Origin of the sequence: Hymenobacter crusticola (assembly GCF_002154225.1) — a bacterium.
Lineage (GTDB): Bacteria > Bacteroidota > Bacteroidia > Cytophagales > Hymenobacteraceae > Hymenobacter > Hymenobacter crusticola.
This window is the reverse complement of the sequence record NZ_MTSE01000050.1, coordinates 1-11,142: the sequence shown is the minus strand read 5'-3', so window position 1 is coordinate 11,142 and position 11,142 is coordinate 1. Positions and strand designations below refer to the sequence as shown.

Genomic DNA, 11,142 nt, shown 5'->3' with positions numbered 1-11,142 from the left:
TGATCATGCTTTCCTTTAACAAGGCCGAGTATGATCCAACCGAGGTCTGCTAGACCGGCTTACAAGCCCTGCAACAGTTCATCAACCCGTTTGATCAAGTAGTCTAATCGCGCGTCAAATAGGTAATCGTTCTTGACAAGCAAGAAAGCCCCACAACAAAGGGGCTTTCTGCCTGTAGCTTGGTGGGCATTACCTTACGCGCTGGCACATAGGCTTTAGCGCTTACTGCTCGAACTTCTGGCGGGCTTCCGGTGTGACGGGAGTAAAGAAGTTGACCAAGTTGCCATCCGGGTCGCGCAGCAGTAGCGAACGATTACCCCATGGCATCGTAGTCGGCTTCTGCACGAGGCAGGTACCCAGCACGCTGGTAAGTCGCTGGTAGGCAGCGTCGACATCGTCAACACGGAATTCCAAAATGACAGAGCGGTTGCTGGCGGCGCTGGCCACCTGTTCGCCCCCAAAGAGTTGTAGGGTGCGCGTACTGCCAATGGCCAAGGTGGCGGTAGGTGTTTGGAGTTCGGCGAAATCCTCGGTGTACTGCGTTACTAATATACCGGTGAGTTGTTCGTAGAATTGCACCAAACGTTTGAGGTCGGCGGTGATGAAGCGGACAGAGACAAATCTCATGAGAGGAGGTGAAAGGTGAAGAATGCTGCAAAGCACTTCACGCCCACTGACAACCCTATGGCAGTCGCAATCGGGCGCCGCATATTATTTACACCGGATAAGGCAAGTGCAAGTCAGCAAGGTAGTCAGCAAGTGAGCGATGCTGAGTGCGCGTGAAAGGCCGGGTAGTGGACGTGAGCCGCTGCATGCGCGCTACTTTGAAGTCGCGGTACTGCTGGCGCAGTTGGCACCAGCCGATCAGGTGCCAGGCAAAGTTGTAGAACACCAAGCCGATGGGCTCCACCTGGCGTTGGCTGGTCACCCCCCGTTTGTCGCCGTATTCCATATCGAGCACACGCCGGTCTACGATGGCCGCTTGCAAGGCAGCCAGGTAGTCCCGCTCACTTGGGCAGTACTCGGGCACGTGCAACTTTAGCTGGTGCGCGAACTGCTCTAAGCGGTCCTGATCCGAGGAACGTAGCACCGCCTTTACTTTGTGCAAGGCCGCGGCCATCGGGGTTTGGATCGACTTATCGACTAAGGTAGCAGCTAGCGCCTGCAGCAGCACCAACGCACTGGCCTCTGGCTGGGTAAAGGAGACGGGCGGCAGAAAGTAACCTTGCACTAGGAAGTAGCCCCGGTGCGGCTCGAAGCTGACGGGAATGCCCTGCTCGCCCAGCGACTTGATATCGCGGTAGACCGTACGCACGCTGATGCCAAAGTGCGCCGCGATCTGCTCGGCCGGAACATACTTTTTGGCTTGCAGTAGAGTGGTGATGCCGAACAGGCGGTCGATGCGGTTCATGGTACTCGCTGATTGAGGCTGGCTAGAAGCTAACGCTTGCCCGAAGATATACCGGAAGTGCTACTAGGCGTCTCCACTTCTTCCACGTTTGCTAGCTAGGTATAGCTGGTTCTTTCTAGCAGCTGTCTACTTCTATACCAGACGTAGACAGTCGCTGAATACAAGAGCAGTCAACTCGACACAAAAGTCCCGACGTATGCCGGAGCTTTTTACTGTGAGCCTAGTGAGCGCCTTGACCGAGGTTACTTACCATCCCCTGATGCGCTTCAATGCCGTCTGTCTTGAGGCCCGCGGCTACCTGCTCACCATCGGCAACTACAGCGAAGGCTGTTCGTTAAAGGTTCATTCCAAAACAGTAATAAAAATCTAATGTTCTCCTCTCTGACAGGCAAAGACAATGGCGCTGAAAGCAGCGACCTAAGCGGCAAAATCTTGAACGCGGTGGGACCTGTACTGGCCGAACACTGGCCCAAGATTGCGCCGTATGCAGACAAAGCGTTGGCCGCGGCCCAACACGATGAAACGATCGAGATGCTGGCCCGCAACGTCTATCCCTGGCTGCCCATGGTGGTGCGGTTAGCGGTGAAAGAGGATAAATTTGTTGCCTTTACCCTAGAACACAAAGGGCCGCTGCTGGCCAAGCTGGCAGAAGTCAAAAACCAAAAAACGTTGGGTGAAGCGTCTGCTGAGCCGAACGTTTAGCCTACCCTTGTCACTAAATCAAAGCCTCCTATTTGCAAATAGGAGGCTTTTTTGTGTCTCCAGCTTCTGTTGCACGCCAGCGTGAAGCCGCCCTCTATGTACAACCTTCTGGATGTAGCTTTCTCGATCTTTAGCCCATATATGCCAGTGTTGCTCTGGCTTATCCCATTCTTCCACGTTCACTAGCTAGTACAACTATTCTTTCTAAGGTATGTCTACTTCTGTACCAGATACCCTGCTCTACTATCCAGCCGAAGAGGATCAAGCTTTGACCGAGAAAATTCCTTCTATTCAGGGGCTTTCTTGGTCGGATGACTTTTTCTTGTTTACTTCTTCAGCCGCTGGTGCTGCGCTGTTCTCCTACGTAACTATTCCGGCCTTCCCCCTCAATGCTCCGATTGTCTTTCTGTTGGCTGATCTTCTTTTGGCTCGGGGCAGGCACCTGCGCTTCGCGATTACCTGCGGGCCTGCTGGCGGCAGTTGGGCCAGCCCCTCGGCGCCAACTATCTGGTGTTCGGCTATAGGGAAACCGTGCACGAACTCGAACATAATCGTGTCCCCTGGCAAACGACCGACTACGCAAGACGTGGTACCCTCTGGGTGCGGCCGGATGCCTTTCTCAAACAAGATACGCTCACGCGCCTAGCACAACCACATTCCTCCTTTTCGCGCACGCAGTGGAGTACTACCAACCTGCTCTACCGTGATTATGGCGACACGGCTTTGTTTGCCGCTACCCAGGTTCAGCAGCAGGACTACGTGTTTCGGGCGGCTCGTTACTCCCCCCTGAGCTTGCTGACCTATTTTCAGCAGCACCACGTGGCGCCCGACGCGACTGCCCCCGCTGGACTCGTCGCGTACCATCTCACACTGAACCAAACGCGCGTGCAGCTCTTGATTCGCACCCAAGATGCGCGGCTGGCGCAAGTGCGCTTACTCAGTCCCGACGAACTGCTCGGGGACGTGACCACGATCTTCCGCTACGAGGCCTACACGCACGTCGGACCGCTCACCTATCCCACCCGCGTGCAGGTGGAGAAACTGAATGGGCGCGTGCACGAAGAGGTCCACCTCTTCGCCGCTACCCTGCAACCGACGGCTCCTACGCTGCTGGTCGCACCGGCCGGTTACCACCTGCTCCCTGACCAGCCGGTGCACCCCCAGGTACACGTCGAGACGTACCGACCCCGCCTGCATTTGGTGGAGTTGAAGCATACCGATGACCGGGTACTGGTCGTCGAGTTTGACCACTTTCTCCTCGTCGCCGAAGCCCCCTTGAGCAGTGCGAATGGCGAACTCATCCTCCAGGCCGCCCAGCAAGTGGCGCCGGGCAAGCCGATTCGCTACTTCGTGGCTGGCCACCACCATCCGCACTATCTAGGCGGCATGCGGCCCTTCGTGCACCGGGGCGCCACCGTGCTGGTCGGGCCCGGCGACGCGGCCTACGTACGTTACCTGGCCACGGCACCGCACACCCTACGGCCAGATAGCCTGCAACGCGACCCGCGACCCGTACAGGTCAAAGAAATCACCCGCCGCAAAACCATTACCGATGGGCAGTTCGAGATGCAGATCTTCTGCATCGGCGCGCAGTCGGCGCACACCGACGATTACCTGATCTACTACTTCCCCCGGGAGAAGGTCGTGTTTGAAGATGACTTGGCCGGGATCCGCCAACAAGGCCCTGTGCGCAAGGCCAGTGCCCGGCAGGCCGGCTTGTACCGCGCGATCAAAGACTTGGGACTGGAGGTGACCACAGTGGTGCAATCCTGGCCGGTCAGCGCGGCAAGCCTCAAAACAATCATTCCATTCACAGACCTAGAGCAAGCGATGCAGTAGCTCGTTGGCATAGCAAGAAGCTGGTTGTTCTATGCTGCACACAACCACAGTCGATAGACTAAGATTAGCTTACCAAGCCAGCAAGCCCCTCACGTGAGGGGCTTGCTGCTTATTAAAGCTTGGTCAAGAATTCGGTTCAACAGGTGCTTGGCTTACGTTCAGACAATCCCTTTCACTATCCGGTACGCGACTAGTCTAACCTAACGTCGACGGCATGACCGGAACCGGCGGCCCCTTGCGTATTCCCTCATCTCGGTCAACACGGCCCGTCATGTTACGGCGAGAGCCTACTCCCTGCTGCGCCCCTTGTTCCAACAAGGCGGGCTGCCCCTACGCACGATTCCCGTGTCTCTATGATTAGTCATAATTATCTGTTTATCACATGTTTATGCGATAGACTGGCGTTGCTGCACGCGCTACCTTGGCTGCCATCAATATTCCCTCAACCAATACACTAGTTTATGAGCACGCTTCAATTTGACATGGCTAAGTTAGGCCAACAACTCACCGGCTGGGATAAGAAAAACGGAACGGCCGCCGAATACAAGAGTGCTGACAGCAACTACCGCACCTACAAACCCACGGTCTCTCCTACCCCGACCGGGGGCCTGTTCCTCTCCACCAAACTGGATCATATCCGCGGCGTGGCTGCCGATGATCATGCGCAGGTAGAAATGGAGTTTGCCGCTAATGGCGTGATTCTCTCCTCCCGCGCTTTGATGACCATCCAAGGACGAACAAGTCTAGACACGGGGCTGATTGCTGGGGCTGCCGGCGTGGGCGGTACCGCCCTGGGCGGCCCTGCCATCGGTGCCGCCGCGGCGGCCATTGCTGAGCTATCGGCCAAGATTCTGAATAGCCTCTCCACGTTCATTGCTAACCTGAGCGAAACGGGAGGACGGGCTAACTTCCCAGCCGTGGTGCGCATGAACATGAACTGCATCTTTGCCTCGCTGATTTTGCCCGTGCCCTTTTCCGTGGGCGGGGCCATCGGGAGCAAGTGGGCCGCCTTAGGGGGTGCTTCTTCTTTTCTAGGCCAACCGGTTACCAATGAACTCACTACCCCCGACGGCGTGGGCCGCTACAACCACTTCCAAGGAGGATCGATTTATTGGACGCCCCAGCTCGGTGCACACGAGGTGCACGGCCTGATCCGGGACAAGTGGGCTTCTTTGGGCTGGGAACGTTCCTTTCTAGGCTATCCCCTGACCGATGAACTGACTACGCCCGACGGTAAAGGCCGCTACAACCACTTTCAGGGCGGCTCCATTTACTGGACCCCGCAACTGGGTGCGCACGAAATACACGGCGCCATTCGCGACAAATGGGCCTCCCTGGGGTGGGAACGTTCCGCCTTGGGCTACCCGGCCTCTGATGAAGAAGCACAACCTGGCGGGCGGGTGAGTCGCTTTGAGCGTGGGCGGATCGCCTGGACCCCAGCTGGTGGAGCCGTAGTGCAGTAATATACCCGCTTATACCCGTGCCCTCCGCAGGCCTCTCTGAGGAAGACTTGCGGAGGGCATAGCTAACGATTATCTCTTTCACCTATTTTTCTTGATTGTATGAGCGACTTAATTTCTGGTGGCAATGGCGCCAATGGTAAAGCCTCTGTGTGCGGCAAAGATGGAACCCCTTTAGTGGAAATGCTGGCTTTGGACAACGAAGCGGTACTAGGTGCCGGCAATAAAGCCCGCCCTGGGCGGCTAACGATGTATGATAAGAATGGTAGTCCTACGGTCAACTTAGCCACAACAGATGCTTCGCTCACGCTCGGCAGTGGCGGGGTTAACGGGAAAGTATCGGTCAGGGGAAAAGAGGGAACGGCACTGGTAGAATTGCTCGCTACTGATACAGAGGCCGTCATTGGTGCGGGCAATAAGAACCGGGCGGGTCGACTGACCATGTATAATAAACAAGGTAGCCCAACGGTCAATTTAACCACGGCTGATGCGACGCTAACGTTAGGAGGCAATGCAACCAACGGGAAAGTCTCCGTTCAAGGGAAAGACGGGATGCCTATCGTCGAGTTGATTGCTAGCGATACAGAGAGTGTCATTGGCTTAGGGCAATCGAATCGGCCAGGGCGTATCACGGTGTACAACGGTAATCAGGATGCTTCCATTGAACTCAATGGGGCCCAGGGCGACATTTGGATTTCGAATGCCGACTTTGCCGAAGAGTTCGACGTGGCTACGTGCACGGACGCAGTACTTCCGGTAGAACGGGGGATGGTCATGGTGCTGGGAGCAGGCGGTGACGTACAGCCAAGTGCCTCGGCCTACGATTCACGCGTGGTAGGCGTGGTCTCGGGCGCTGGTACGTACCGACCCGGCTTAGTACTAGACCGGCGCGATACGGGGAATGAACGTCTTCCGATTGCCTTAGTAGGGAAAGTATTCTGCTTGGTAGACGCCACGAACACTCCGATTCAAATCGGTGATCTACTCACCACGGCTGACCAAGCGGGACATGCCATGAAAGCAACCGACCGCCAGGCAGCCTTTGGGGCTGTCTTGGGCAAGGCGCTCGCCCCTCTTGAAACCGGTTGTGCCTTACTTCCTATTCTGGTTACGCTACAGTAAGGACGCTATGATTAGCTATCGCAAACAACTCAGTAAAATAGGCTATCAGCCTGGAGAAGAGGTTCACTACGCAAAATTCGGCTACCGTCCTACTTCACTTCGCAAAGCGATGAGCGCAATGGATGCGCCGCACAGTTATGCTTTAGTGACCGAAGCACCAGGTAGGATAGATGAAAGTTGGACAGAAGAAATACAAGGTGTTGTTTGGGACGGAGCTCATTGGCTTTTTTCTTCGAATGGAAGCGGTACTCCTTCTGTCAATCCGTCACCCAAGGCCATCTATACCTTCAACGGGAACAACGGCAAATTCAAGAGCCCAGATCAGACCTTTGTCATCAATCCTGCTGGGATCAACCATATCGGGCCCATGTATTATCATGGTAACATCGTGTACGTCGAACACTGGATAGGAGAGCAAGCCAGCTTGTTAACGTATCAAAACAACAATGGCACTTTATCTTATCAGAATCGAATTAATATCGAATCTATCAACGGAGGCCGTGTCGGCGTAGTAGGAATAGATTTTGAAAATGGGATCGTGTATACGTGCCCCGTTGGGCTAGTTATTCCAGAACTCTATATCCATAAATTTTCTGCTGACCATACAGCCATTCAGTATACGAACAATACGTTGCCGCTAAGCCCTAAACTGAACGAGGATTGCTACGTTCAAGGTGGGTTTTTCTCGCCTAATGGTCATTTGTATATTTCCTCGGGTAGAGGTGGGATCAGCTCCAATTATCAGTATATCTATTGCTACTCTGCTCTCAATGGAAAGCTGATCAATAAAATCGAAGTACTGGCGGAGAAGCAAGGTGGCATTACGGGAATACAAGCGAAACAGGAATTAGAGGGCATTTGCTATGCGCCCGTAACACGTGGTGGAAAAGCAGTACAAATACATGCTGTTCTGCTAGAAAATATAGCGGTTTCGAAGGATAACATATTTTTCAAGTCATTTGCCGCATCTGAACCTGATCTGATATAGCAAATGCGCCGCAGGAACTAGAAAGCCCCTCTTAGCAGGAGGGGCTTTCTTGCGCTAGTAACCTTCTACCACCTTAATGAACTATTGCTGACCATCCCAGAGCGAGGTAAAGCCATTAGATGGGAGGGACACAACCGGGCTACTTAGCCGCCGAAGTCATGTATAACTATCACATCATCATGTGGTTGCACTCAAATTTTTCCAATGATATCTTCCCGTATTCAAAACAGGATTGAGCTACGGGACTAGCGGCTGGCCTGCCGCTGCTTACGAAGAACAGCGAAAGGCAGGTAAGGCGACCCATTTGCTTTGTCTTGAATAAGACAACACCTTTTATCCACTTTTTACTATTCTAATTATGCCGACAACCAATGGTGAATCAATCCGCCAAGCTTCTGCGCAGCTTAGTCAAGCGCTAACAGATGACCTGCTACAACTCTTAACGGATGCTAGTAAGGACGAACACAAATGGCGTGAAGCCATCACTGAGCCAGAGGCCTTCTTGCGAAGCAAAAACATCGCATTACCTGCAGACATGTTTATTAGCTTTGAAGAAAAACCGGTACCCTTAGGCCTCAGGAAACTACCCGTATTTGGGAAGCAAGGGGACTTATCAGTAGTCGAACAGAATGGAGGAATACCGGGTATAGGGGTAAGCAAACCCCCAAAATTTGACAAACTAAAAAAACTGAAGTGCGTTGCCGTTTATAAAATCAAGCCCGATAAATATGGCGGCTACACAATAGTCGTTTCGCACTACGTCTGTCATTTCGAATAGCAGTTATTGAAACGATACATGCGCTGAGAAAAAGCCTTAACAAGGATTGTTAGGGCTTTTCTTTTTCCTGTCAGTGCGTAACCTATCTAGCTGGCACGACCTAGTTTGAACAGCCTAAAAGCTTGTGCACGTGGGCCCCGACATCCTCAAGCACGTCCCTCTCAAGCACGTGGTCTTGTATTTGGGCGTTACGGATTTATCTCTGAGCCGCATTCGGGCCAAGTACGGCCGGTAGCTTCGGTCATTTCTTGTCATTTGGCAAGCACAACCACCGTCTGGCTGGGTTTCTTTGTGGACTCGCTACCCCCTGCCGGATGGAACCCGTACCTGCTACTCTTAGTATTGCCTTTGCCCTAACCACGGCCCTGGCCATTTGGCTCTTCTATCAGCCGGCTCGCCCGGCCCGCCGTACACGCTATGTACTGGGCACTTGGCTGCTGCTGCAATCCGCCCTCAGCCTGAACGGCTTTTACGCCGCGGCTCCCTGGGCGCTGCCACCGCGGTTGTCGCTGGCCTTGGCCCCCCCGCTGGTGCTACTCATCACGGCTTGCGTCACCGTTAGCGGACGCCGCTATCTTGACCGCTTACGCTTGGATCAGCTTACCCTGTTGCATAGTGTGCGTCTGCCCGTGGAACTAGTGTTGCTGGGCTTATTCCGGCACGGCCTCGCACCGGAACTGCTGACTTTTGAAGGTCGCAACTGGGACATCGTAGCGGGCGTGAGTGCTCCGCTGCTGTACTACGGGGTGTTTCGCCGCCATTGGCTAGGCACTACCGGGTTGCGGGGCTGGAATGTCGTCTGCTTGGGATTGTTATTGAACGTAGTTGGAAACGCGATCCTGTCGGTGCCTTCTCCCTTTCAGCAACTGGCGTTTGAACAGCCACTGGTAGCAGTATTGTATTTCCCCTTTCTGTGGCTACCCGCTTGTGTGGTACCACTGGTCTTGCTGGCTCACGTAGCGGCGATCCGCCAGCTCGTGCGCCGACCAGCTACGAATTTGGTGCGAACCCATCGAACAAACGTGCACGAACAGTAGAGTAAGCTATCTCTGGCATCGCTCATAAACAGCTAGCACGCCGCAACAATGAAATAGCGGGCTGATCGGATGACTGGCAAAACAGTGTGCACGCAACGCCTAAACCTTACACCGATTAGCCGCTGGTAGAACGGGGCAGCCAAGCTTGACCTAGTGGATGCTTCCTATATATCTGCTAGCAATAACACCCGCCACGCTTCCCGTTAGATCAGCGCACCAGGGCGGGTTTTTTGTTGCCTTACCAACTTTATCTCCAGCGCGTTCTTTCTCGCTCAAAACCCCGCAATAGCCGAATTTAAGGGGTAAAACCGCGTATCTTTGCTTCCGTTCGCACGGTAGTCTCCCGCCAACGCAACGTCTGAAAAGACGAAGCCCCGGCTGGTGGAACAACCGGGGCTTCAGGAAAGTGGGTGAGTCAGCACCCTCTATTCCTAGTCAGATGCGGGTACGTGTGAAACAGAAGGTGGCGGCTATAAGTCGCTTCCTTCGGCGGTATGCTAAGGAGCTTGCAGCCTTGGCAGCCTGTGTGAAAATACTGGTAGCGCTCTACCAAGTCTTCCACGGGTAAACGCGGTAGCGGGGGTTGGCCACAGGCTGGCTCCCGCTATTTGTTTCGTACGCTACAAAGGTAGACTCGTTTCTAGGAATATACAAAATATATTGGTAAGGGTTCCTTTCTGTATACATGATGCGGTACGCAGCGTACTGTAGTAAGATGTACTCGCTGCTTACCCCACCGAAAAGCCCGACCATATGGCCGGGCTTTTTGCTAGCTTATCCGCAAGCCTACTGCTATACCTAAATTCCATAAACGCACTTGATGGAAGCTTCTAATCCTACTGCTCTCACCCGCTCCCACCTGGAGGAGAAACTACAGTGGGTTACGATCGGCAGCAGAGATGGTCATCGAGGAAGTAGTAGGCGCGTGCTCCAGGAGCTTGAGCCACAAAGCGGGCCGAATACCACCTCCATCCCGGGGCCGGCCGTGAACGCCATTGCCCCGGACATAGACCGCGCCACTGGCGCTCACGCTCGCCGCCGTACGCCCATAATAGCCGGGTGAACGCAACCGCCACCAGTGCGCATCCGCCCCGTACGTTGCTTGTCGCCTAGCGTTGTGTTCGTCGTCAATCTGCCAGCTTTGCCGGCCTTTGGTCCGCAGCTTTGCCCCACTGTCGCCGAAGTACGCGCACACCTCTTCCAGGCTGAGCAGAAAGATGCGGTCTACGGTATCCTGCCCCCCTGGTGTGTGGAACCACGGGTTGTCAGGATTGCGGTTGGTTACGGGAAGAATTCTAGCCTGCTCGTCGGGACCCAAGGTGTGGTAGAATTCCTGGTTCAGGTAGTGCCTGACCGCGCACTCAGCCCAGGTGACATCGACAAACTGCTCATGATACCACCGCAGCTCCACGATGACGTCGGTGATGAGCAGGGCCGCGTGGTCTTGCAGGGTCAGCACCCGCCACTGATACGGGCCCAAAACGATCAGGTCACCTTTAGTCATATTGCTAGAATCCTTGCAAACACCTCACCTAATAAGACTAGTCCTTCCTTAGTAGCTGTCTAACGCTATACCAGGTGTCTTGCTCTCCTATCCAGCCGAAGATTGGTTCAGCGATAAGTGGCACTGGACGGTACAGTTATCAAAAGGCAACTGTTGCCGTTATTGCCGTATCTGGGTCATGCCCTGCTTTATTGCTACTGCTGTATGTCTTTTGCGCTACACCTGTGCCTGCTGAGTGTCCCAGACCTTCCGCTACGATTACCTTTTACCCCCTACTGCTTACACCGTGCGCCACGTTTTT

11 protein-coding genes are annotated in these 11,142 nt (G+C 54.3%); 8 read left to right on the top strand and 3 right to left on the bottom strand.

Annotated features, from left to right (window positions below; genetic code table 11):
* Positions 1 to 222: 222 nt before the first annotated feature.
* Both BXP70_RS27860 and BXP70_RS27855 read right to left on the bottom strand, forming a co-directional pair.
* The gene (locus BXP70_RS27860; RefSeq protein ID WP_086597407.1) at positions 223 to 627 is read right to left on the bottom strand and encodes a VOC family protein; all 405 of its coding nucleotides are present in this window, start codon (positions 625 to 627) and stop codon (positions 223 to 225) included.
* 88 nt (positions 628 to 715) lie between these two features.
* Positions 716 to 1,411, bottom strand: coding sequence for a helix-turn-helix transcriptional regulator (locus tag BXP70_RS27855; protein WP_086597406.1), 696 nt, complete (start codon positions 1,409 to 1,411; stop codon positions 716 to 718).
* Positions 1,412 to 1,607: 196 nt separating this feature from the next.
* Here BXP70_RS27855 and BXP70_RS30120 point away from each other — a divergent pair, with 196 nt between their 5' ends.
* From BXP70_RS30120 to BXP70_RS27820, 8 genes are all read left to right on the top strand, one after another.
* Entirely contained in the window at positions 1,608 to 1,781 is a 174-nt protein-coding gene (locus BXP70_RS30120) for a hypothetical protein (protein WP_179197884.1), read from the top strand.
* Complete coding sequence (locus tag BXP70_RS27850) at positions 1,781 to 2,113, top strand: hypothetical protein (RefSeq protein ID WP_086597405.1); 333 nt, start codon at positions 1,781 to 1,783, stop codon at positions 2,111 to 2,113. The genes BXP70_RS30120 and BXP70_RS27850 overlap by 1 nt, the downstream gene beginning before the upstream one ends.
* A 480-nt stretch (positions 2,114 to 2,593) precedes the next feature.
* Positions 2,594 to 3,952: an MBL fold metallo-hydrolase gene (locus tag BXP70_RS27845; RefSeq protein WP_086597404.1), complete on the top strand. Its 1,359-nt coding sequence runs from the start codon at positions 2,594 to 2,596 to the stop codon at positions 3,950 to 3,952.
* Positions 3,953 to 4,413: 461 nt separating this feature from the next.
* Complete coding sequence (locus tag BXP70_RS27840; RefSeq protein WP_086597403.1) at positions 4,414 to 5,415, top strand: LGFP repeat-containing protein; 1,002 nt, start codon at positions 4,414 to 4,416, stop codon at positions 5,413 to 5,415.
* A gap of 99 nt (positions 5,416 to 5,514) precedes the next feature.
* Positions 5,515 to 6,534 carry a hypothetical protein gene (locus tag BXP70_RS27835; RefSeq protein WP_086597402.1) on the top strand — a complete coding sequence of 340 codons (1,020 nt, stop codon included), beginning with the start codon at positions 5,515 to 5,517 and terminating at the stop codon, positions 6,532 to 6,534.
* Positions 6,535 to 6,541: 7 nt separating this feature from the next.
* On the top strand, positions 6,542 to 7,522 hold the full coding sequence (locus BXP70_RS27830; RefSeq protein ID WP_143436748.1) for a hypothetical protein: 981 nt from the start codon (positions 6,542 to 6,544) through the stop codon (positions 7,520 to 7,522).
* 358 nt (positions 7,523 to 7,880) lie between these two features.
* A complete protein-coding gene (locus BXP70_RS27825; protein WP_086597400.1) occupies positions 7,881 to 8,300 on the top strand; it encodes a hypothetical protein in 420 nt (139 codons plus the stop codon).
* A 314-nt stretch (positions 8,301 to 8,614) separates the two neighbouring features.
* Entirely contained in the window at positions 8,615 to 9,337 is a 723-nt protein-coding gene (locus tag BXP70_RS27820; RefSeq protein ID WP_086597399.1) for a hypothetical protein, read from the top strand.
* 871 nt (positions 9,338 to 10,208) lie between these two features.
* On the opposite strand, the gene BXP70_RS27810 is transcribed toward BXP70_RS27820, so the two are convergent.
* A complete protein-coding gene (locus tag BXP70_RS27810) occupies positions 10,209 to 10,841 on the bottom strand; it encodes a DUF6273 domain-containing protein (protein WP_086597397.1) in 633 nt (210 codons plus the stop codon).
* Positions 10,842 to 11,142: the final 301 nt, after the last annotated feature.